We start from the raw sequence: 19,431 nt of genomic DNA on the forward strand, positions 1-19,431 counted from the left end.
CTCATGTCCAGCACCACCAAGGTCGCCCTCGTCACCGGCGCCTCCTCCGGAATCGGCGCCGACACCGCACTGCGTCTGCGCGAAGCCGGCTACGTCGTCTACGGCGCCGCCCGCCGCACCGAGCGGATGACCGCACTGAGCGCCGCCGGCGTACACGTCCTCGGCCTCGACGTCACCGACGAGGACTCCATCCGCGCGGCGATCGACCGGATCGTCTCCGAGTCCGGCCGCATCGACGTCCTGGTCAACAACGCCGGGTACGGCTCCTACGGCTCCCTCGAAGACGTCCCCCTGTCCGAGGCCCGCGCCCAGATCGAGGTCAACGTCTTCGGCCTGGCCCACCTGACCCAGCTCGTGCTGCCCCACATGCGCGGCCAGCGCAGCGGCACGGTCATCAACATCAGCTCCATGGGCGGCAAGCTCGTCACCCCGCTGGGCGGCTGGTACCACGCCAGCAAGTACGCCGTCGAAGCCCTCAGCGACGCCCTGCGCATGGAGACCAGGCAGTTCGGGATCAACGTGGTGGTCGTCGAACCGGGCTCGATCCGCACCGAATGGGGCGCCATCGCCGCCGAGACCCTCAAGGAGACGTCCGGCAAGGGCCCGTACGCCACCCTCGCCGAAGGCGTCGCCACGACCCTCGCCGCCAGCTCGCGGCCCGACGCGAAGATGACCTCCGCCCCGTCGGTCATCGGCAGGACCATCCTCAAGGCCGCAGGCGCCCGCCGCCCGCGCACCCGTTACCGCGTCGGCTTCGGCGCCGCCCCCACGATGTTCCTGCGCTGGCTGCTCCCCGACCGCGCCTTCGACTTCGTCATCCGCCGCGCCTTCGGCATCTGGACCGGCGTCCCGGACATCGTCCTGCCACCAGTGCGGCCGATCCACCGTCTTACTCCCGCGAAGCCCAACCTTTGATCCGACGAAACTGGAAGGACACTGTGTGAGCGGGAACTTGGTCCGGGACTTGGCGGTGGTCTCTGCCACCGCGGTCACCACTGTCGGTGCCGTCGTGGGAGTCGGCCAGAGCGGCACCGGCCGGGCGGTGAACGACGCCGGGACGACGGCGAGCGGTACGACCCTCCTCGCGGACATACCCATGGGTCAGCAGGCGCGGCTCCAGACGGCCTCCCTGACCCAACAGGCGGACGCCCAGTCCATCGCCGCGGACGCCGGCGCGAGGGAAACCGCGGCGGAGGCGGCCCGCAGACAGGCCGCCAAGGACGCGATCGCCAAACAGAAGGAGGCCGAACGGAAAAAGGCCCAGCAGGACGCGAAGGAGCGCCAGGAGGCACAGCGAAAGTTACAGCAGAAATCCCAACGGCAGACCGGGGATAGCGCGTCGACGGGTTCCTCCGATACCGAGCCGCAGTCCTCGTCCTCGTCCTCGTACACCGTGGCCCAGGTCCAGGCCATCGCACGGCAGATGGTGCCCGGCGATCAGTTCCAGTGCTTCAGCAACATCGTCGACCACGAGTCCGGCTGGAACCACCAGGCGGTCAACCCCTCCTCGGGCGCCTACGGTCTCGTCCAGGCCTACCCCGGCTCCAAGATGTCGTCCGCCGGCGCCGACTGGCGGACCAACCCGGCCACCCAGATCAAGTGGGGCCTGAACTACATGAACGACCGCTACGGCAGCCCCTGCGAAGCATGGACGTTCTGGCAGGCCAACGGCTCCTACTGATCCCCCGCCGGCCCCCTGGCTCCGCCAACTCGCCATGAACTGCGACGAGTTCGCCTCTCGCTGGGCCCGGCACCCGGTGCGTACCTGGACCTCCGGGGTGAAGCACTTGCGTCATCCGCTGGTCGGCGCGATGGACCTCGGCTTCGAGAACCTCGACAGCGGTACGGAGCTGAGGCGCCGTCGCGTCGCTACCAGCCCCGTGCGGTGGTCTGGAGGAGGGTGCGGACGCGGGTCACGTCGGGGTTGGTCTCGGTGCCGGGGCGCTGGACGAGGAAGAGGGTGTTCAGGGGCGGCTCCTCCGGTTCGTGCAGGAGGGCCAGGCGGCCGGAGTCGAGGTGCTCCTGGCACAGCGAACGCGGCAGGACGCTGTAACCGGCGCCGGAGTTCACGGCCGAGAGCACCGCGTACAGGTTGGGCACGGTGACCGCGGCGCGGGCGGTGAGCTGCTTGCCGAAGACATTGCGCCAGTAGCGGCGGACGATCGGCAGGTCCTCGGCATAGGTCACCATCGGCACCTCCCGCAGCGCGGCACACAGGTCACCGGCCTCGGGATGCTCGGCGACCCGCCGTGCCCACACCGGATGCGCGACCAGCAGATACTTTGGCTGGTCGAGGACCTGCCCGGCGGCCGGGTCCGCGTCCTGACCCAGGAGACCCAGATCGGCCGCCTCGCCGCGGCCCTCGCGAACGAACGCCCGAACCCCATGCTCAACGGCCACCATGCCTGGCTGGACGGCCTCGTCACGGCGGCCTCCGAGTAACCGCGCCAGGCGGACGGGTACACGGGGACACAGGTACACGGGTGCACGCCAGTAGCCGGTGGTGCCGAGCAGCGACGTCCCCTACGGTCGGTCCGTGATGATCAAATCGGGCAGGCCCCGCAGGCTCGGTGTCCCAGCCCCCGCGTCGCGGTTGCGCTTCGAGACGGAGCAGCGGACGAGCGGGGGTGGGCCGGGGCGCAGGTTGCTCGTGGTCGACGGGGAGCCCGCCTTCGAACTCAGCTTCTGGTGCGGAACCTGCCCGTTCCTGTTCCGCCGACTGGAGAGCGCCCGGCAGACGTTGTCGCTGGAGAGCGTGCGGGAACGGCTCACCGGAGAGCCGGCCGATCCGGACGACGACGGCGTGATCGATGCCTTCGGTGCGCTGCTGCCGGAGGGCGAGTACCTTCCGCTGCTGCTCCACGTGGAGCCCCGCCTGGTCGTCCCCGGCCGCGAAGGCGACTACTTCGGCGAGGAGCAGGTGGCCACGTGGGGACTCGACCAGTTCTGGGGCCTCCCGGAGTACCCGCACACCCCGTACTACCGGACCTTCGAGACCGCGGTCGACGCGTCAGCTCACCTCTATGAGTTCGTCGTGCCCATGGTTCCCCCGACGTGGAACACGAGGGAGCGCGTCGAGGAGTACATCGGACTCATGAGCCGGGGAGCGGTCCCGACCGCCGTGGCGGTCTCCACGCTGGACGTTTGCGAACCCGCCTCCGGCCTGCCGGCGGACCACTACCGGCACTGGGGCCTGACGCACTTCCTGCTCGACGGTCACCACAAACTGGAGGCCGCGGCCGCGGCTGCCCGCCCGGTGCGGCTCCTGTCGCTGCTGGCCGTGGGCGAGGGTCTGGCCGAATCCGAGGACTGTGCCCGGCTCCCTGACCTGCGCGCGCGACCCCGCTCGGCCCGGGCGACCGGCACCTGAACCAGCGGGCGGCGATCCTCCCCGGAAGTGCGCCGCCGAGCCGGTGACTTGCCGTATCGGAAACTTGTCTCTTTCCATGCCGGAAACTGTCAGCTACTCTTTCCGGTATGGAAACTCACGGGGTACGACTGTCGCCGGAGCAGGCCCATGCCGCCCTGGCCGACACCGCGCGCGTCCGGGCCTCCGCCGCCGCGCTGTCAGCCACACCATGGCCGAACTGGTTCTTCGCCGCGCTCACCCTCTACATCGCCGCGCTCCCGATCACCTACGGAGGCGTCATGGCCGACTCGGACTGGCTGCTGCCGCGCCCCGCCTGGTTGGCCGTCCTGCTGACGAGCACCGCGGCGTACATGGCGCTCTTCGCCGTCGCGGCGAGGGCCTGGCGCGACAGGACCGGGGTGGCGCTACGGTTCGACGTGCTGCCGAAGCGGGCGACCGTGCCGCTCGCGGTCGGCCTGCCCGTGGTGCTGGTGGGTGCGCCGTTCGCCTTCCGCGTCACGGGACAGCCGGTCTGGCTGATCGCGGCCTCGCTGATCGGTGCCGCCGTGTCCGTCGGCTTCCACCTCGCCTTCGTCCGCCTGCACCGGAAGACCCCGTGAGCGCCGAGACCGACGACGGGCTGGAGGGTTTCGACGTCACCATCCACGCCCCGAACCGGTTGCGCATCTGCGCCCTCCTGGACGCCGCGGGCGAGGCGGAGTTCGGCCTGGTCCAAAAGCAACTCGACCTCTCCGCCTCCGTGTTGAGCAAACACGTCACCGTGCTGATGGGCGCCGACTACGTCGAGCAGCGCAAGGCCGTCCGCGACACCCGGCAGCGGGTGTGGCTCCGGCTGACCCGTCGAGGCCGGGACGCGTATCAGGGACACCTCGCGGCACTCCGGGCGATCGTGGGACCGCCGGATCCGCCTCTCTGACCAGCATCGGCGCCAAGCGAGGATCGCGACGCCGACGGTGCCTACGCCGGCGCAGCTGCGTCGAGCCGACGCGGGAGGCGGCCACGGAGCCCTGAAGCGTCAGTCAGCGCGGCGCGCGGCCACGGCGATGCGGGCAAGCCGCGCTGCCCGCCCGCAAGTGGGGCACGCCACCGGTGATCGCGGCGACCGGACCGTACCGCTGTCGACCGAAGTCGTCCGCTCTTACGGGCACACCCCGGGCACACCCCGGGCGCACCACTCATTTGCGGGCCGCGGGGCCGTACCACTGGAGTGCCTGGTTGGTGACGGCGGCGATGCACTCGAAGTCCCGGTCGCGGTGCAGGAGGGTCAGGCCCTGAAGCTCGGCGGTGGCGGCCACGACGAGGTCGACGGGACCGGCGCTGCGGTGCTGTCCGCGCTGGGTGAGGATCTCCTGGACCTGCCAGGCGCGGTCGTAGGCGCGGTCGTCGACCGGGACCCAGCCGAACAGGAGCCGCACGTCAGCGCATCCGTCCTGGCTGCTCACGCCGTGGTGAACCGTTCGGCGGCATCCCAGAGTTCGCCTTCGCGCCGTGGGTCGTAGGACTCCTTGGACGAGCGGTCCACACGGCTGCGGTCGACGTAGGAGCCGGTCGGCGCCTGGGGCGTGCCGAGGACGACGTCAGCGAGACAGCGGCCCGCGGCGTTGCGGCTGGTGGCGAACGGGGTGAGGGTCATCACCGGCAGGATGCGCCGCATCGCGAAGCGGGAGACGGGGTCGGCATTGCGGGCGAGGCCGGTGCCGGGGACGAAGCCCGGGTTGTAGGCGACGGCGTCGATCCCGGCCGGAAGACGACGCGCGTACGCGTGCACGAGGTAGATGGCGGCCAGCTTGCTCGTCGAGTATGCGGTGCGCCCGGCGAACACGGTGTCCGGCCTGGGGAAGGCGCCGGTGCGGGCGAGAACGTCCGGGGACTTCCAGGCCGGGCCGGGCACCATGCCCATGTTGTGCTTGAAGTCGCCGAAGTGGGTGTCGCTGACGGTGATCACGATCCGGGCGGGAGCGGCGAAGTGGTCCTGGAGCATGCGGACGAACAGGTGGTTGGCGAGCACGTTGACCGTGAAGGTGGACTCGAACCCGTCGGGTGTCTCGGTGAGCGCGTTCGTGTACTGCATGCCCGCGTTACCCACGAAGCCGCGCAGCGGCGGGAGGTCACCGCGATCGAGCCGGTCACGGATCTCGGTGGCGGCCGAGCGAACGCTGTCCAGCGAGCCGAGGTCCGCCGAGACGTGCGACACCGTGTGCCCGCCCGTAGCGAGTTCCGTAGCGAGTTCCGCAGCGAGCCGTGCGCCGGAGGATCCGCGGGCGACGACGAGGAGGTGAACCTGCGGCGACCGTCGCAGGATGTGCCTGGCGGCGACGCAGCCGATCCCGCGGCTCGCGCCCGTCATCACGATGGTGTGCTTCATGGAAGGCTCCTTCACCGGCCGGCCGATGGCGTCCGGCTCGGGCACACGTCCACGTTCGCCGCGCGCGCCACCGCCAACCAGTGCCGTCCCCGTCACTAGGACTGGCAGTACCCAGGCTCATCCTGGGCCGCGCGGCGAGAATGACCCCCATGGCTTCCTCCCGCTCCGTCTTCGGCGCCCTCATACGTGCCTGGCGAGACCGCCTCGCTCCGGCCGACGCCGGCTTCGCCGTGACGGACATCCGTCGTGTCCCGGGACTGCGCCGCGAGGAGCTCGCACAACTGGCCGGGCTTTCCGTCGACTACGTCCTGCGCCTGGAACAGGGACGCGCGAAGAACCCCTCGGCCCAGGTCGTCGGCGCCCTCGCCCGAGCCCTTCAGCTCTCCCGCACCGAGCGCGACCAGCTTCACCGAAGCGCCGGGCTCCTGCCGCCGCAGGACGGGACGGTCAGCACCCATGTGCCCGCCGGCATCCAACGGCTCGCCGCGCGTCTGGGTGACATCCCGATCGGCGTGTTCAGCGCAGACTGGACCCTCGTGTGGTGGAACACCATGTGGAGCGCCGTGTTCGGCGACGCCGCCGTCGTCCCGCCCGCCGAACGGAACCTCGCCCGTGCGCTCTTCGGCAACGGCCTCGCACACGCCTCGATGCCGCCCGTCCAATCCGAGCGCGGACCAGACGTCTTCGAGGCGTCGATCGTCGCCGACCTCAAGGACGCGCTGTCCCGCTATCCCGGGGACGCCCAGCTCGATCGTCTCGTGCACGAACTGCGAGGCGTGTCCGACGCTTTTGCCCATCACTGGGCCACGCAGACGACCGCCGCCCAACACACCACCGACCGCAAGACGATCCGGCATCCGGAGATCGGCGACATCCAGCTCGACTGCGACGTCCTCATCGTCCCCGGCGCCGACCTGCGCATGGTCACCTACACGGCAGCGACCGGAAGCAGCGAAGCGGGGAAACTCGACCTTCTTCGCGTCACAGGTGGCCATACCGCCACCGAGGTCCCTTGACCGGCGGCGGCCGCCGGTCTGCGCGGCACCGACGACCTCGGCGAGGCCCTGGCCGGCGACGCCCGTTCGACTGTCCGCCGGCGTGCTGCCGGCGTGACTCATCCGGACGGACGGACGGACGACGGAGGAGGGTGCCGCCGGGACGCCCCCGGATCAGGCCGCCGGGATGCGCAACGGGGTGCGGTGCCGACCCGGCACCGCACCCCGCAGTTCGTCGGGCCGTACCCCGGCCCGGGGTTGTCAGTCCGAGTCCTCCGTCCGGTCGGAGTCCTCGTCACCGGTCGGGACGGTCTCGAAGCCGTCCTCCCACTCGTCGGCGTCGACGGTGAACTCCTCGACGTAGAAGCACCGCGGCTCGTCACGGAAACCCGGGAGCGGACGGGCCCGGACGATGCGCTCCTGGGCCTTGTCGCGGCTGGAGTAGACACCCAGGAGTTTGACGTCGTCGCCCTCCTCCTCGTCGGCCCAGAAGTCGTCGTCGGCGGCGAAGTGCCGGCCCTCCGACCCGCCCTCGGACCCGCCCTCCGACCCGTCGGCCGGCTCGGCGTGCCGGACGTGCCACAGCAGATAGGCCCGGCTCTGTCCGTCCATCGTGATCACCTCGTGTCTCACCGCAGTTGACCGTGGCTTCAGCCCAGGTGCGGCCGGGTGCGGGAGTGGTCGGTTGTGGTCGAGTTCTCGTGAGTCAGCCCCCGTGGACACGGAGTGAGCCGCAGACGACGAAACCGTCGTCCGAGCCGTCAGAGACGAGCAGCGTGGTGAATCTGGACCGATGTCTGGTCGGGATGGCCACGAACTCGTCGATGCTGGTGGTGTCTGCGTTGGGGGCGGCGGAGATCCGGAGTTCGGGGTACTGGGACTTCAGCTTCATGCCCAGGACGTTCAGGAACTCGACTTCCACTGACTCGTCCGGTCCGCCTCCAGGGTGTGTCCGCAGCACGAGGCGGCGATGGGACGCCTCGTAGGACCAGAGAGAGCTGGAAAGGCCGCCTGAAGTGGAGAGGAAGCTCTCCCTCCTGGCCCGCCGCTTGTGCTTGCACACTGTTCACCCTCCGAAGGGACTGGAGACGGTGTCCCCGAATTTGGCGTACCAGGGTCCGCGGTGGTGCGGAGGACGAAGCGGTCGGTGACGGGGTTCCCGCCCTGGCGTCTGCCCGTGCCGGGTCGGCGGACGTGACCTCGTCTCCGGGTTTCACCTCGCGGGTGGGCTTGGTCTTGCCGTCCTTGCTCCGTCGCGGTACAAGCTCTGACCTTGCCGTTCAACGTTCGGCCGCGGCTGTGCCGCGCAGTCGGACGCCTGGGCACAGGTAGAAGAGTTCAGGATCGCCTTCGTCCAAGCCGTGGAGGAGGCCGACCGGGTTCCAGCCGATGCGCTGAAGCAGGTGCTGCATGGGGTGGTTGGAGACATTGGTCGAGGTGAACAGCTTCTGGGTGGTGCACGCGGCTTCGGTGGCCTTGAGGAGATGGGCGCCCACGCCTTGTCGGCGGGCGGTGGGCGCGACCATCAGCATGGTGACGAAACCCTGCTCGAAGAAGGTGTACTCCAGCACGCTGTAGCCCAAGGGGCCGGATGCATCCTCGGCGAGGAGGGCCAGGCCCTCTTCGCACCAGCGTCGGATGCCGGCACGTCGCGCCTCGTCGCCCGATGCCGCGATGGAGTCGATCCCGGCCAAGCCGGTCCAGTCCGAGGCGTGCGCGCGGCGAATGGCCAGGGTGCCGGGGCTCTCAAGATCCATGGGGTGCATCGTGGCAGCCGGGCGATCGGACCGCTCACCCGGCTGCCCGGTCTTCCGACGGGGATCGGCCGGACGCTTGGGCTTGCGCTGGGAAACCGTCGGTTTACTCTTTCGTGGAAACCGATCGGTTTACCATTCTCTGGGGAGAGTCATGACTGTTCTGAAGGGCGCGAACGTCTTCGTCACCGGCGGTAGCCGGGGTATCGGCAAGGCGCTGGTGGAGGAGTTGTACGCACGCGGTGCCGGCAAGGTCTACGCCACGGCCCGCGACCCGCGCGGCGTGACGCACCCCGATGCCGTCCCGGTGGCGCTGGAGGTCACCGACCCGGCCTCCGTGGCGGACGCCGCCGCGCAGGCGCCGGATGTGACCGTGCTGATCAACAACGCCGGTGCCTCGGTCGGCGCGTCCTTCCTCGGCTCCCCGGTCGACGACGTACGCCGGGAGTTCGAGACCAACTTCTACGGCCCGCTCCTGGTCACCCGGGCTTTCGTGCCGGTCATCGAGCGCAACGGCGGCGGCCACCTCCTCAACGTGCACTCCGTGCTGTCCTGGCTGGCCCTCGGCGGCTCCTACAGCGCCTCCAAGGCCGCCCTGTGGTCGCAGACCAACTCCCTGCGCATCGAACTCCAGCCGCGTGGCATCGCGGTGACCGGGCTGCATGTCGGCTACGTCGACACGGACCTCGCGGCCGACGTCGACGCACCCAAGTCCGACCCGCGCGACGTCGCCTCCCTCGCCCTCGACGGAGTCGAGGCGGGCGCGTACGAGGTGCTCGCCGACGACATCTCCCGGCAGGTCAAGGCCGGCCTGGCCGGCGACCTGGCGGGGCTGTACCCCCAGCTCGCCAAGTAGCCCGGAATCCGGCGAGGGCGAGGGTAGGGGAAATGGCTGTGAATGCAGAGAAGAAGAAGTTCTACGCCCTGAATATGTTCGACGTGGTCGACCTGGAGAAATATCTCGCGTATTTCAGCCGCTTGCCCGAAGCGGCTCCGCAGTACGGGGGCCGCATGGTGGCGTTCGGTCGATTCCGGGACAACGTGGCCGGTGACCTCACGCCACGACAGGTTCTGTTCCTCGTCGAATGGGAGTCCGAAGAGGCGTTCAACAGCTTCCGTGACGATCCGGAATTGGCCGACCTGCACCCGCTGCGGGAGAGCGGGACGGCGTCCTATGTCTGGCAGACGTTCGACGGTTCCGACATGAGCGACCCCACCGACGTTTCGCTCGACGATGTACTGGCGGTGCTCAGGCCCTGAGGCTGTCCCGTAAAACGCTGGCCGGGATTGCGTCCAGGTGAGAGCCGGGATATCCGCGAGCCTCCGACACGCAACTGTGGCAGCCTGCTGGCATGCCATGGGAGCTGCGAGAACATGCAGGCTGTCACTACGCCGTCCTGTTCCACTACGCCTTGCCCGACGATGCCTGGGCCGTGGAGCTGAGCGAGGCTGTGCCTGCGTCGGCCAAGAGGGCCGAGAACCCCGACGCCGCGGTGACCCACCTGCCCGGCTCTGCCTTCTTGGTAGCGCTCGTCCCGGACGAGGACCCGAGTCTGCAACCGACCGTCCGCGTCTACAGCCCGGAGGAGCGCGTCGTCCCCTACGAGGTCATGCGCTGGTTCATGGAGCAGGTTGCCGACCAGGTGGAACGCTGCCGTATCGCGTTCGAGCAGGGGGAACCTGAAGCAGTGGAATGATCATGCAGTGACCGGTGTGATCGCGGCGTCGGAGCCTTCCGCTGGAGGACCGGGCCATGCTGGTCACCCCGTACTGGCGAACGAACTTGACGATGCGCCAGCTCGCCTCGCTGTGCTCATCGTGGCCGGCACGTGGGTCCCCACACACCCGTGACCACACGGATCGCCGAGCGGTCGAAGAACCATCGGTACTCCACCAGCCACCAGGCCGTCATCGACGCCGACACCCGCCTGGTCGTCGTGGTCGGCCGGCCGCTCGCCGGGAACCGCACTCTTTTACGGGGCAGCTCTTAGCCTCGATCTTTCGTCAGGGCCTCGGCTCGGAGTCGGTCGCGGTCGCGGTCGCCACGATCGTCTGGGCGGCGACAGCGGGGGCGGCGACGCGCTCGCGGTCAGCGGGCTCTCCCGTGTGTGTCCGAGGTGTCAGCGCATGTCTGCCGCGTCGAGCAGGGTCGTCACGGTGGGGGCGACGAGGCCGGTCAGGTGGTCGGCCTGGATGCCCGCGCGGGCGCTGGCACCGTCGAAGACCAGGCTGAGCTGTCGGGCCAGCAGATCGGGATCGGTCGCACCGCCCTGCTCGGCCTCGGTGCGGAAGAAGGACGTCAGATTCGCCTTGACCTGGTGGGCCACACGGCTGGCCGGGTGGCTCTGGTCCTTGAGCTCGACCTGCACGGCCAGATACCTGCAGCCCCTGAACTCGGGCTCCCCCGACTGCGATTCCACCTGCTCGAAAACGTGCAGGATCCGCTCGCGGGGTGACCGGCCGTCGTCCGTCGCAGGCAGGAGAGTGGCCACGTAGGCGGAGGCGCGCTCCTTCAGGCTCGCTGCCAGGAGTTCGTCCTTGCTCTCGAACAGCTGGTACATGGAGCGCTTCGACACCCCCGCCGCCTTGCACAGCGCCTCGACGCCGATGTTGACGCCGTTCCGGTAGGTGAGCGTGGCCGCAGCCTCCAGCAGGCGCTCCCTGGAGCTCAGTTTCACTTCGGTGCTCATGCCGTGAGGTTACCCGGAGCGGACGCATGGAATACCGATCGGTTTCCGGCTGTCGCTCATGGCGTACGTGTCTCTCGGCTCTCTCGGTTCGCTTGGTTCCCTCGGTCGGTGGGCGCGGAGCGCCTCGCCGGGCGTACTCCTGCGCGTGGGAGCCCGGCAGGACGTACAGGGTTTCCTTCTTGTCCTGGAGTGGCCGCAGCACGGTGTCCATGAGCGTCATGCGGTCGTCCAGGTACTGGCCCAGGACGTCCTCTCCGGCGGGGCAGACGGCTAGGCAGTAGCCGGACTTGTAGCCGGGCGGCGAGCTCAGGCTCTGCCGCATGGAGGCGCTCTCGGAATCGGTGACCCGGGAGCGGTAGTCGGCGGCGTCCTCGCTGTCGGCCACGGTCTGCGCCCAGTCGGTGAACCCGCTCATCGCAGCCGCCCGTCGAGCATCTCGCTCCCCGCGACCGCTCGTCGCGCGACGCGTCAGCGCATGTCCGCCGCGTCGAGCAGGGCGGACACGGTGGGGGTGGTGAGCCCGGCCCGGGTGTCGGCCTTGATTCCCGCACGGGCGCTGGCGCCGTCGAAGACCAGGATCAGCTGACGGGCCAGCAGGTCCGGGTCGCTCGCCCCTCCCTGTTCGGCCTCGGCGCGGAAGAAGGCCGCCAGGTTCTCCTTGACCCGATGGGCCACCCGGCTCGCGGGGTGGTCCGGGTCCTTGAGCTCGATCTGCACGACGAGATACCGGCAGCCCTGGAAGTCGGGCGCACCCGCCTGTGCCTCCGCCCGTTCGAAGACGTGCAGGATCCGCTCGCGGGGGGAACGGTTGTCGTCCGCCGAGGGGAGGAGTGCCGTCATGTAGGCGGAGGCGCGTTCCTCCAGGCTTGCCGCCAGCAGTTCGCCTTTGCTCTCGAACAGCTGGTACATGGAGCGCTTGGACACCCCCGCCGCCTTGCACAGCGCGTCGACGCCGATGTTGACGCCGTCTCGGTAGGTGAGCCTGGCCGCCGCCTCCAGCAGTCGCTCGCGGGAGCTCGGCATTGCTTCGGTGGTCATATTCCGAGGTTAACTCGCTTCCGACCCAGGGGAAACCGATCGGTTTTCGGTGCGGGTCGGGGTGCGCCACGACGGCGCCCACCGGTCGCCTACCGATCGCCGACCTGTCCATCGGCCTCCGCGCGCCGACCTGTCCACCGGCCTCCGCACACCGACCTGTCCACCGGCCTCGCACGCGACCTGTTAACCGGCCTCGCACGCCGCGGCCTCGCACGCCGGCGCCCCGCACACCGGCCCCGCACACCGTCCTCGCCCCCCGCCCCGCGCTGATGCGTGCCCGGAGGCCACCGATCAGCGCAGGACATTTCCCGCCACGGGAGATCCGGGCTCAGTGGGCGATCACAGGCTCGCCCTCCGACGGCGCCAGAGCCGCGTTCGGCATCAGGAACGCCGTGAGCACCGCACCGACCACGAAGATCCCGGCGCCCCACGCCAGGGTGGCCGTGTAGCTCTCGACGCCGGCCTGGGCCACGGTCAGCGCGCCCGGCTTGTGCGAGGACAGGTAGTCCGTCGCGGCCGATGAGGCGACGGTGGTCAGCAGCGCCGTACTGATCGAACCGCCCACCTGCTGGCTGGTGTTGATCAGCGCCGAGGCGACACCCGCGTCCTCGTGGTGCACGCCCGCGGTCGCACCCTGGAACGAGGTGGTCATCACCGCACCGATACCGAGACCGAGCAGGATCATGCCCGGCATGATGTCGGCGACGTAGCCGCTGTCCAGCGTGAGCCGGGTCAGCAGGGCCATACCGGACGCGGAGACCAGGAAGCCGGCGACCACCACGACCTTGGGGCCGACCCTGGGCAGCAGCAGCGAAGGCACCGTGGTCGACGAGGCGACGATGCCGCCGACCATCGGCAGGAAGGACAGCCCGGCCTCGATCGGCGAGTAGCCGATGCTGGCCTCCAGGTAGTAGGTCAGGAACAGGAAGATCGAGAACATCCCCATGCCCAGGACGAACACGGCCAGGAACGCACCGCCCCGGGTCCGGTCCAGCACGACGCGCAGCGGCAGCAGCGGCTGCGCGACCCTGAGCTCCAGCCAGACGAACACCCCGAGCAGCACCACGCCGCTGATCATGGAGCCGAGGGCGACCGGGTCGGTCCAGCTGGTGGATTCCACGTGCGCGAACCCGTAGACGATGCCGAACAGCGCCGCACTCACCACGACGGTGCCGGGAATGTCGATCTTGGGCCGCTCGGCGTGCGCGGGCTTGGCCAGCAACAGCAGCGCACCGACCAGCGCGACGCCCGCGAAGACGACGTTGACGTACATCACCCAGCGCCACGACGCCCATTCGGTGAGCATGCCGCCGAGCAGGAGTCCGACCGCGGCCCCCGCACCGGACAACGCGCTGAAGATGCCGAAGGCCTTCGGCCGTTCGGCCGGCTCGGTGAAGGTCACGCTGAGCAGGGAGAGCGCCGCGGGCGCGAGCAGCGCGGCGAAGAGGCCCTGGGCCACGCGCGCCGCGACGAGGATCTCGAAGCTGCCGGCCGCGCCGCCGACGACGGACGCGACCGCGAAACCGATCAGGCCGGTCACGAAGGTCGTACGTCGGCCGAACAGGTCACCGAGCCGGCCCCCGAGCAGCAGCAGGCTGCCGAACGCCAGGGCGTACCCCGTGATCACCCACTGCCGGCTGCCGTCACTGAAACCGAGGTCGTGCTGCGCTTCGGGCAGCGCGATGTTCACGACCGTCGCGTCGAGCGTGACCATGAGCTGCGCCACGCCCAGCACGACGAGCACCCACCAGCGCACGGCATGTGAGCCGCGGCGGCCCGAGTCTGTTTTCCCGGAGGCGGGCGCCCCGTGGTCGAAGGTGGTACTCACTTTTCCCCTTAGTCGCTGGTCATGGGCCGACATCGGTTGGAAACCGATCTGTTTCCATCTAGGGAAACAGATCGGTTTCCTGGGTGCAAGTGGACCGGGCTTGCCAATTGAAACCGACCGGTTTACCTTGGTGGAAACCGGTCGGTTTCTCGCTCTCCGGAGGACGGGAGGCGGGCCTCGCGGGCGACCTGGCAGCGCTGTCCGCCCAGTTGGCGAAGCAACCCCTTCACACCCGAGGAGTCGGCGAGATGTCCAGCCGAGAGTCACGTCCCACGATGCGCGTTCCGGGGACCACCAGCCACACCATCGCCCCGCGCGCGGGATCCGGCGGCCGTGCGGGAACCCTGCGCTACCTCCAGGCGGGGACCGGCGCCCCCCTGGTCCTGCTGCACACCGTGCGCACCCAGGCCGAGCACTTCCGCCACCTCATCCCGCTGGTCGCGGACCGGTACACCGTGTACGCCCTCGACCTGCCGGGGATGGGCTACTCCGAGATCGTGCCTGGCGCGTCGTACGACGAGCCGGCCATGCGCGCGGGCGTCGAGCGGCTGCTGACCGAACTCGACCTCCACGACGTGACGTTGCTGGGGGAGTCCATGGGAGCGGTGCTCGCCCTGACCACTGCGGCCGATCTCCCGCAGCGCGTCCGACGCGTCGTCGCGGTGAACACCTACGACTTCCGCGGTGGCATCGCCCGCTCCAGCCTCCTCGCCCGTGTGGTGGTCGGCGGTGTCCTCGCGCCCGGCGTCGGCCCCGTGATCGCCGGGGTGGAGCCCCGGCCCGCCCTGCGTACGATCCTTCAGGGCGGCCTCGGCGACAAGGGCGCGCTGCGGGACGACTACGTGGACGAACTCCTCCGGGTGGGCAGCCGTCCCGGCTACCCGACCGTCGCCCGGGCCGTGTACCAGGCCCTGCCCAGCCTCATCGCGGCCCGCCCGCGCTACCCCGAGGTCAAGGCGCCCGTCCACCTGGTCTACGGGGAGAAGGACTGGTCCCGCCCCTCGGACCGGGAAGCCAACAAGCGACTGCTTCCGGCGGCCGACTTCACCCAGGTCCCCAAGGCCGGCCACTTCATCGCCCTGGAACGGCCCGACGTGCTGGCCGACCTGCTGAACGCGGTGGCCTGACCTCCCCCGGGACCCGCTGAACCATGCACTGCGACACCGTCATCACCGCGGAGTCGCCGGACCTCGTCCGCCCGCTCATCGCCGCCGGCTGCCGCGAACGGAACACGAACGCCGAGGCGTAGGCCTCTGCCGGGCGATCACCGGAGCATCCGGGCGTCCAGGGATCCCCGGACGCCCGGAGCATGCGGGGATCCCCGGACGCCGGGAGCGCCCGGGGACCCCCGGACGTCCGGAGCATGCAGGGATCCCCGGACGCCCGGATGCTCCGTTGATCAACGGACTCCGGGCGGTCACCCCCGCCTCCGCTCGACAGCCCCAAGTGACCGCATGGCGCCGCCCCGGAGCGGTGCGCCCCTGAAAGGACACCTCATGAAAATCTCTGTCATCGGAGCGGGAGCGATCGGCGGCAATCTTGCCCGCAAGCTCGGCGAGGCCGGTCACGACGTCCAGGTGGCCGACGCCCGCGGGCCCGAGGCCGTCGCGTCCGACGTACTGGAGACCGGCGCCCGCGCCGTCGCTCTTGAGGCCGCCGTCAAGGACAGGGACGCCGTCATCCTGGCCATCCCCTTCGGGGTGGCGGGACAGCTGGCCGATCTGTTCGCCTCCGTCCCCGCCGAGACGGTGGTCATCGACACCTCCAACTACTACCCGCACCTCAGCGGCCGGATCGAGGCAGTGGAGGGTGGCGCCATCGAGAGCGTGCACACCGCCGAGCTCCTCGGGCGTCCCGTGGTCAAGGCGTGGAACGCCGCCCTGGCCGGAACCCAGCGGACGAAGGGTGTCCCGGCGGGCACTCCGGGCCGCATCGCCCTCCCGGTCGCGGGCGATTCCGAGGAGGCTAAGCGTGTGGCAATGCGGCTGGTGGACGACACCGGATTCGACCCCTACGACGCGGGAGCACTGGCCGACTCCTGGCGTCAGCAGCCGATGGGCCCCGCCTACTGCACCGAGCTGACCCTGGACGAGCTGCCGGCAGCCCTGGCCGCGGCCGATCGCGTCAAGGACACGGCGGTCCGGGAGAGCATGGGGGAGCGCTTCGCCGCCCTCGGTGCCGATCCCACGCTGGACGACATCGTCGAGATGAACCGCGCCGCCCACAGGTGACCACCCCGGCCGTCGGTAGCGAGTGCGCCGAGGGAGGCGGTGTCGAAGAAGGTGATCGAGCGGCCGTACGGGTGCTCCGGGCTGCTCAACTCCCGGGGCTGGTACGCCTGTTACCGCCGAGCCGCTGCAACCTGATGCATCTGGCCGCCCTGTTCAAGACGCACCCCAACCCGCCCCCCGGCTGAACGAGGACAGACGAAGGCCGGTCACCAGCCGGTCAGGAGGAGGTGGTTGAGGAGCAGGGCGAGGACGGCCTGGGCGGCAAGCCAGGCACGCGGACGGGGGAGGAGCGCGCAGGCGGGCAGGAGCCAGAGCGCGAAGGGCAGCCAGATCCGTTCGGTCTCCGCCTTGCTCATCCCGGACAGGTCGGCGACCAGCAGGGCGAGCGCCGCGGCCGACACGAGCAGCGCGAGGCGGAACGCGGCATCGACATCGGCATCGGCATCGGAGTCGAAGTTGGAGTCGGAGTCGCCGGGCCGGTCCGGGCGGGGCGGGAGGCCGTCCCGCCGTCGGGGCGTGAGGCGGTGGCGCTCCCGGATGAGCGCGGCACCCGCCCGCCGCAGGCCCGCCACCGTCGCCAGGCCCACGACGAACACCGTGCAGGCGAGGTTCGCCCACACCCAGTAGGCGTACGGGCGGAAGCCCCCGGCGCCTTGGTGGTAGCGCCGGACCAGGAGGCGGTACGCCTCCCACCAGTCGAATCCGGCGAGGGTGAACAGCAGCGGGACGACGGCGAGTCCGCAGACCAGGAAGGGCAGCCCGCTCACGGAGCCCTGGCCCCGGCCCCGGCCGGTTCGGCCCAGGAGGACCACTCCCGCCGCGATGACGACGAACAGGGTGAGTCCGTACGACAGGTAGCAGGTCAGGCCGAAGAGCAGTCCCGAGCCGAACGCCGCTGTCCGCCGCCGGCGCCCCGTGCGCCCGGTCAGGGCGAGCGCGAGCAGGGCGACGGCCCAGGCGGCGACCGCCGCGAAGTAGCCGTCGGCGGAGGTGCCCATCCACACCGCGGCCGGCGCGAGGACCAGGAACGGTGCCGCCCGCCGTGCCGGTCCCTCCCCGGCCAGGGCGCGGACCGTGACCAGTACGGCCGCGCCCGCCGTGGCGCCGACGGTGACGCACCAGACGCCGGCCCACGCCCCGCCGCCCAGGCCGATCCGGTCGAGGAGGACGAAGGTGAGGGTGGCCGCCGGCGGGTGGCCGGCGACGTGCGGGGGCCAGTGGTCGGGGGAGCCCAGCAGGATGTGGTCGGTGAAGGTGCGCAGGGTGCCGGGGATGTCGTCGAAGCGGTCGATGACCTGGAGGTACTCGTACCTGGTCGTCAGCCGCCGGGCGATCCCGCGCCGCCAGCCGTCGACGAGGGCGAGGGAGAAGGTCCATGCCATGGTGGTGACCCACGTGGTCCACAGCAGGCGGCGCCAGGGCAGCCGGGCGGCGAGCGGGGGGCCGTACACCACGACGGCGATCGCGACGGCGAGTGCCGCCGGGGTACCGGGGCCGGTGTGCGGCGCCCAGTTGGCGTACAGCGGCGGCCAGCCCACATGGAGAACGTCCTCGGCGCGCTTGATGACGACGCCGACCACCGCGGCGGCCACGACGAGCAGCACAGCCGCCAGGGCGGCGCCCAGGTCACGGCGCAGGTCATGGCGCAGGTCACGGCGGCGGTCGCCGTCACGGAGGTCCGGGTCGGGTTCGGCGCCGCCGGGGTCGTGGTGGCGGAGATCGCGGGTCACGCGGGAACGCTAGGCCGGACGGCGCCCCGCACCGCCCCGACAGGCGCGAACGTCAGCGTTTCGTCATGGGTCGCGGCCCCTCCCACCCGGTGCCGCGGACCTACGGTCGGGGCATGGCACGGACTCCCTTCTCCCCCGCGTTCTGGCGCAGCCCGCTGCGTGGCCCCTGGTTCACCTCGGTGCTCGGTGTGGTGCTGCTCGCCGGGATCACGGTGCTGTTCGTGACGGGGCTGCTGTCGTACGCGGCGTACAACCCGGGGCTGTCGCCGGTGAACGACAAGACCCCCGACAAGGGGATCCTCGGCTTCTACCTCTTCGCCTGGCCGACGGACCCGCCCTGGCTCTACCGCCTCAACCAGGGAGCGCATGTCACGCTCGGCATCACCCTCGTCCCCGTACTGCTGGCCAAGCTGTGGTCGGTGCTGCCGAGGCTGTTCCAACTGCCGCCCGTCAGATCGCTCGCCCACGCGCTGGAGCGCCTCTCGCTGCTTCTGCTGGTCGGCGGCGCCCTCTTCGAGTTCGTCACCGGCGTGCTCAACATCCAGCTCGACTACCTCTTCCCCGGCTCCTTCTACCCCCTGCACTTCTACGGGGCGTGGGTGTTCTTCGCGGCGTTCGCGGTCCATGTCGTCCTGCGGGCGCCGACGGCCGTACGCAACCTGCGCCGGATGCGGGGAAGCGAGGAGGAAGGGGCGCCGCCACCGGTGTCCGTCAACGAGCCCTCCCTCGTGTCCCCGAACCCCGCCGAGCCCACGGTGTCCCGGCGTGGGGCCGTGTGGCTGGTCGGGGGCGGCTCGCTGCTGCTGTTCGGGACGACCGTGGGCCAGAACTTCGACGGCCCGCTGCGGCGAACGGCTCTCCTCGCGCCGCACGGTGGCGCCGGGCCGGGCAGCGGGCCGAACGGATTCCAGATCAACAAAACGGCCGCGTCGAGGGGCATCAGCGCGGCGGAGACGAGCGAGGACGCGTGGCGGCTCGCCGTGACCGGCCCCTCGGGGACCGTCCGGATCAGCCGCCCCGAGCTGCTGGGGCTGTCCCTGCACAGCTCGGCCCTGCCGATCGCCTGTGTGGAGGGCTGGTCCACCTCCGACCAGTGGTGGCGCGGCGTGCGGCTGCGGGACCTCGCCGCCCTCGTCGGATACGAGGCCGGTGCCGCCCCCGACGTGCTGGTGGAGTCCCTCCAACGGCGCGGTGCCTTCCGCCGGGCCGCCCTGCGCGCCAACCAGGTGCGCGACCCGCGCTCGCTGCTCGCCCTGGAGGTCAACGGCGAGCCGCTGTCCCCCGACCACGGCTACCCGGCGCGGATCATCGTGCCCGCCGCGCCCGGTGTGCTCAACACCAAGTGGGTGGCGCGGATGACGTTCGGAGACCTGTGATGGGGAAGCTGTTCGAGCTGTTCCGTCTGCCGCTGGGCAGCCCCTTCCAACTGC

The 19,431-nt window shown here is 70.5% G+C and carries 23 protein-coding genes and 3 pseudogenes; 16 read left to right on the forward strand and 10 right to left on the reverse strand.

Annotated features, from left to right (window positions below):
• Positions 1-3: 3 nt before the first annotated feature.
• From ACZ7MG_RS12815 to ACZ7MG_RS12825, 3 genes and pseudogenes are all read left to right on the forward strand, one after another.
• Entirely contained in the window at positions 4-915 is a 912-nt protein-coding gene (locus ACZ7MG_RS12815) for an oxidoreductase (protein WP_471381908.1), read from the forward strand.
• Between the two features lie 25 nt (positions 916-940).
• The gene (locus tag ACZ7MG_RS12820; protein ID WP_471381906.1) at positions 941-1,681 is read left to right on the forward strand and encodes an aggregation-promoting factor C-terminal-like domain-containing protein; all 741 of its coding nucleotides are present in this window, start codon (positions 941-943) and stop codon (positions 1,679-1,681) included.
• A 34-nt stretch (positions 1,682-1,715) separates the two neighbouring features.
• Positions 1,716-1,781 (forward strand): annotated as a pseudogene (locus tag ACZ7MG_RS12825) (hypothetical protein); the annotation flags it as partial.
• Positions 1,782-1,869: 88 nt separating this feature from the next.
• Here the strand turns inward: ACZ7MG_RS12825 and ACZ7MG_RS12830 are convergent.
• Complete coding sequence (locus ACZ7MG_RS12830) at positions 1,870-2,340, reverse strand: LysR substrate-binding domain-containing protein (RefSeq protein WP_471946132.1); 471 nt, start codon at positions 2,338-2,340, stop codon at positions 1,870-1,872.
• Between ACZ7MG_RS12830 and ACZ7MG_RS12835 the strand changes: the two genes are divergently transcribed.
• The 4 genes from ACZ7MG_RS12835 to ACZ7MG_RS12850 all read left to right on the forward strand — a co-directional run bounded on the left by ACZ7MG_RS12835 (position 2,263) and on the right by ACZ7MG_RS12850 (position 4,286).
• Positions 2,263-2,442 (forward strand): SRPBCC family protein, encoded by a 180-nt coding sequence (locus ACZ7MG_RS12835; RefSeq protein WP_471381903.1) that lies wholly within the window; start codon positions 2,263-2,265, stop codon positions 2,440-2,442. The two genes, ACZ7MG_RS12830 and ACZ7MG_RS12835, sit on opposite strands and share 78 nt — an antisense overlap.
• A gap of 97 nt (positions 2,443-2,539) precedes the next feature.
• Positions 2,540-3,370 carry a hypothetical protein gene (locus ACZ7MG_RS12840; RefSeq protein WP_471382936.1) on the forward strand — a complete coding sequence of 277 codons (831 nt, stop codon included), beginning with the start codon at positions 2,540-2,542 and terminating at the stop codon, positions 3,368-3,370.
• Positions 3,371-3,477: 107 nt separating this feature from the next.
• Complete coding sequence (locus ACZ7MG_RS12845; RefSeq protein ID WP_471381900.1) at positions 3,478-3,969, forward strand: hypothetical protein; 492 nt, start codon at positions 3,478-3,480, stop codon at positions 3,967-3,969.
• On the forward strand, positions 3,966-4,286 hold the full coding sequence (locus tag ACZ7MG_RS12850; protein WP_471381898.1) for a transcriptional regulator: 321 nt from the start codon (positions 3,966-3,968) through the stop codon (positions 4,284-4,286). Before ACZ7MG_RS12845 ends, ACZ7MG_RS12850 begins: the two co-directional genes overlap by 4 nt.
• A gap of 259 nt (positions 4,287-4,545) precedes the next feature.
• Here ACZ7MG_RS12850 and ACZ7MG_RS12855 read toward each other — a convergent pair.
• Both ACZ7MG_RS12855 and ACZ7MG_RS12860 read right to left on the reverse strand, forming a co-directional pair.
• A pseudogene (locus tag ACZ7MG_RS12855) lies at positions 4,546-4,797 on the reverse strand (PIN domain-containing protein); the annotation flags it as partial.
• A gap of 11 nt (positions 4,798-4,808) precedes the next feature.
• Positions 4,809-5,735, reverse strand: a complete 927-nt coding sequence (locus tag ACZ7MG_RS12860) for an SDR family NAD(P)-dependent oxidoreductase (protein WP_471381897.1) — start codon at positions 5,733-5,735, stop codon at positions 4,809-4,811.
• Between the two features lie 149 nt (positions 5,736-5,884).
• Here ACZ7MG_RS12860 and ACZ7MG_RS12865 point away from each other — a divergent pair, with 149 nt between their 5' ends.
• On the forward strand, positions 5,885-6,751 hold the full coding sequence (locus ACZ7MG_RS12865) for a helix-turn-helix domain-containing protein (RefSeq protein WP_471381894.1): 867 nt from the start codon (positions 5,885-5,887) through the stop codon (positions 6,749-6,751).
• Positions 6,752-6,991: 240 nt separating this feature from the next.
• On the opposite strand, the gene ACZ7MG_RS12870 is transcribed toward ACZ7MG_RS12865, so the two are convergent.
• The 3 genes from ACZ7MG_RS12870 to ACZ7MG_RS12880 all read right to left on the reverse strand — a co-directional run bounded on the left by ACZ7MG_RS12870 (position 6,992) and on the right by ACZ7MG_RS12880 (position 8,487).
• Positions 6,992-7,342, reverse strand: coding sequence for a DUF7336 domain-containing protein (locus ACZ7MG_RS12870; RefSeq protein WP_471381891.1), 351 nt, complete (start codon positions 7,340-7,342; stop codon positions 6,992-6,994).
• Between the two features lie 94 nt (positions 7,343-7,436).
• On the reverse strand, positions 7,437-7,652 hold the full coding sequence (locus ACZ7MG_RS12875) for a hypothetical protein (RefSeq protein WP_471381888.1): 216 nt from the start codon (positions 7,650-7,652) through the stop codon (positions 7,437-7,439).
• A 358-nt stretch (positions 7,653-8,010) separates the two neighbouring features.
• Positions 8,011-8,487 carry a GNAT family N-acetyltransferase gene (locus ACZ7MG_RS12880; protein ID WP_471381886.1) on the reverse strand — a complete coding sequence of 159 codons (477 nt, stop codon included), beginning with the start codon at positions 8,485-8,487 and terminating at the stop codon, positions 8,011-8,013.
• Between the two features lie 151 nt (positions 8,488-8,638).
• On the opposite strand from ACZ7MG_RS12880, the gene ACZ7MG_RS12885 reads away from it, so the two are divergent.
• The 4 genes and pseudogenes from ACZ7MG_RS12885 to ACZ7MG_RS12900 form a co-directional block, all read left to right on the forward strand.
• Positions 8,639-9,340, forward strand: coding sequence for an SDR family oxidoreductase (locus ACZ7MG_RS12885; RefSeq protein ID WP_471381884.1), 702 nt, complete (start codon positions 8,639-8,641; stop codon positions 9,338-9,340).
• Positions 9,341-9,372: 32 nt separating this feature from the next.
• Entirely contained in the window at positions 9,373-9,744 is a 372-nt protein-coding gene (locus ACZ7MG_RS12890) for a DUF1330 domain-containing protein (protein ID WP_471381882.1), read from the forward strand.
• Between the two features lie 92 nt (positions 9,745-9,836).
• On the forward strand, positions 9,837-10,181 hold the full coding sequence (locus ACZ7MG_RS12895) for a hypothetical protein (RefSeq protein ID WP_471381880.1): 345 nt from the start codon (positions 9,837-9,839) through the stop codon (positions 10,179-10,181).
• Between the two features lie 32 nt (positions 10,182-10,213).
• Positions 10,214-10,451, forward strand: a pseudogene (locus ACZ7MG_RS12900) (helix-turn-helix domain-containing protein); the annotation flags it as partial.
• A gap of 153 nt (positions 10,452-10,604) precedes the next feature.
• On the opposite strand, the gene ACZ7MG_RS12905 reads toward ACZ7MG_RS12900, so the two are convergent.
• Entirely contained in the window at positions 10,605-11,174 is a 570-nt protein-coding gene (locus tag ACZ7MG_RS12905) for a TetR/AcrR family transcriptional regulator (protein WP_471381877.1), read from the reverse strand.
• A gap of 145 nt (positions 11,175-11,319) precedes the next feature.
• Here ACZ7MG_RS12905 and ACZ7MG_RS12910 point away from each other — a divergent pair, with 145 nt between their 5' ends.
• The gene (locus tag ACZ7MG_RS12910; protein WP_471946131.1) at positions 11,320-11,448 is read left to right on the forward strand and encodes a hypothetical protein; all 129 of its coding nucleotides are present in this window, start codon (positions 11,320-11,322) and stop codon (positions 11,446-11,448) included.
• A gap of 194 nt (positions 11,449-11,642) precedes the next feature.
• Here the strand turns inward: ACZ7MG_RS12910 and ACZ7MG_RS12915 are convergent, their stop codons facing one another.
• The gene (locus tag ACZ7MG_RS12915) at positions 11,643-12,212 is read right to left on the reverse strand and encodes a TetR/AcrR family transcriptional regulator (protein WP_471381875.1); all 570 of its coding nucleotides are present in this window, start codon (positions 12,210-12,212) and stop codon (positions 11,643-11,645) included.
• A 328-nt stretch (positions 12,213-12,540) separates the two neighbouring features.
• Positions 12,541-14,073 carry an MFS transporter gene (locus tag ACZ7MG_RS12920; protein ID WP_471381872.1) on the reverse strand — a complete coding sequence of 511 codons (1,533 nt, stop codon included), beginning with the start codon at positions 14,071-14,073 and terminating at the stop codon, positions 12,541-12,543.
• A 215-nt stretch (positions 14,074-14,288) separates the two neighbouring features.
• On the opposite strand from ACZ7MG_RS12920, the gene ACZ7MG_RS12925 reads away from it, so the two are divergent.
• Together ACZ7MG_RS12925 and ACZ7MG_RS12930 are read left to right on the forward strand one after the other, a co-directional pair.
• Positions 14,289-15,167, forward strand: a complete 879-nt coding sequence (locus tag ACZ7MG_RS12925; RefSeq protein ID WP_471381869.1) for an alpha/beta fold hydrolase — start codon at positions 14,289-14,291, stop codon at positions 15,165-15,167.
• Between the two features lie 369 nt (positions 15,168-15,536).
• Positions 15,537-16,271, forward strand: a complete 735-nt coding sequence (locus ACZ7MG_RS12930; RefSeq protein ID WP_471381866.1) for an NADPH-dependent F420 reductase — start codon at positions 15,537-15,539, stop codon at positions 16,269-16,271.
• Positions 16,272-16,477: 206 nt separating this feature from the next.
• Here ACZ7MG_RS12930 and ACZ7MG_RS12935 read toward each other — a convergent pair whose 3' ends face one another.
• Complete coding sequence (locus tag ACZ7MG_RS12935) at positions 16,478-17,920, reverse strand: hypothetical protein (RefSeq protein ID WP_471382934.1); 1,443 nt, start codon at positions 17,918-17,920, stop codon at positions 16,478-16,480.
• Positions 17,921-18,114: 194 nt separating this feature from the next.
• Here ACZ7MG_RS12935 and ACZ7MG_RS12940 point away from each other — a divergent pair, with 194 nt between their 5' ends.
• The gene (locus ACZ7MG_RS12940; RefSeq protein ID WP_471381865.1) at positions 18,115-19,377 is read left to right on the forward strand and encodes a molybdopterin-dependent oxidoreductase; all 1,263 of its coding nucleotides are present in this window, start codon (positions 18,115-18,117) and stop codon (positions 19,375-19,377) included.
• Positions 19,378-19,431 lie beyond the last annotated feature (54 nt).

The sequence above is a fragment of the Streptomyces sp. NPDC107538 genome (assembly GCF_055657445.1).

Excerpts from the sequence above, each read along its gene's own strand:
- ACZ7MG_RS12815 (WP_471381908.1), top strand. The coding sequence starts at position 4 with ATGTCCAGCACCACCAAGGTCGCCCTCGTCACCGGCGCCTCCTCCGGA.
- ACZ7MG_RS12835 (WP_471381903.1), top strand. The coding sequence starts at position 2,263 with ATGCGCGACCAGCAGATACTTTGGCTGGTCGAGGACCTGCCCGGCGGC.
- ACZ7MG_RS12840 (WP_471382936.1), top strand. The coding sequence starts at position 2,540 with ATGATCAAATCGGGCAGGCCCCGCAGGCTCGGTGTCCCAGCCCCCGCG.
- ACZ7MG_RS12845 (WP_471381900.1), top strand. The coding sequence starts at position 3,478 with ATGGAAACTCACGGGGTACGACTGTCGCCGGAGCAGGCCCATGCCGCC.
- ACZ7MG_RS12860 (WP_471381897.1), bottom strand. The coding sequence starts at position 5,735 with ATGAAGCACACCATCGTGATGACGGGCGCGAGCCGCGGGATCGGCTGC.
- ACZ7MG_RS12865 (WP_471381894.1), top strand. The coding sequence starts at position 5,885 with ATGGCTTCCTCCCGCTCCGTCTTCGGCGCCCTCATACGTGCCTGGCGA.
- ACZ7MG_RS12870 (WP_471381891.1), bottom strand. The coding sequence starts at position 7,342 with ATGGACGGACAGAGCCGGGCCTATCTGCTGTGGCACGTCCGGCACGCC.
- ACZ7MG_RS12880 (WP_471381886.1), bottom strand. The coding sequence starts at position 8,487 with ATGGATCTTGAGAGCCCCGGCACCCTGGCCATTCGCCGCGCGCACGCC.
- ACZ7MG_RS12885 (WP_471381884.1), top strand. The coding sequence starts at position 8,639 with ATGACTGTTCTGAAGGGCGCGAACGTCTTCGTCACCGGCGGTAGCCGG.
- ACZ7MG_RS12890 (WP_471381882.1), top strand. The coding sequence starts at position 9,373 with ATGGCTGTGAATGCAGAGAAGAAGAAGTTCTACGCCCTGAATATGTTC.
- ACZ7MG_RS12895 (WP_471381880.1), top strand. The coding sequence starts at position 9,837 with ATGCCATGGGAGCTGCGAGAACATGCAGGCTGTCACTACGCCGTCCTG.
- ACZ7MG_RS12905 (WP_471381877.1), bottom strand. The coding sequence starts at position 11,174 with ATGAGCACCGAAGTGAAACTGAGCTCCAGGGAGCGCCTGCTGGAGGCT.
- ACZ7MG_RS12915 (WP_471381875.1), bottom strand. The coding sequence starts at position 12,212 with ATGACCACCGAAGCAATGCCGAGCTCCCGCGAGCGACTGCTGGAGGCG.
- ACZ7MG_RS12920 (WP_471381872.1), bottom strand. The coding sequence starts at position 14,073 with ATGTCGGCCCATGACCAGCGACTAAGGGGAAAAGTGAGTACCACCTTC.
- ACZ7MG_RS12925 (WP_471381869.1), top strand. The coding sequence starts at position 14,289 with ATGTCCAGCCGAGAGTCACGTCCCACGATGCGCGTTCCGGGGACCACC.
- ACZ7MG_RS12930 (WP_471381866.1), top strand. The coding sequence starts at position 15,537 with ATGAAAATCTCTGTCATCGGAGCGGGAGCGATCGGCGGCAATCTTGCC.
- ACZ7MG_RS12940 (WP_471381865.1), top strand. The coding sequence starts at position 18,115 with ATGGCACGGACTCCCTTCTCCCCCGCGTTCTGGCGCAGCCCGCTGCGT.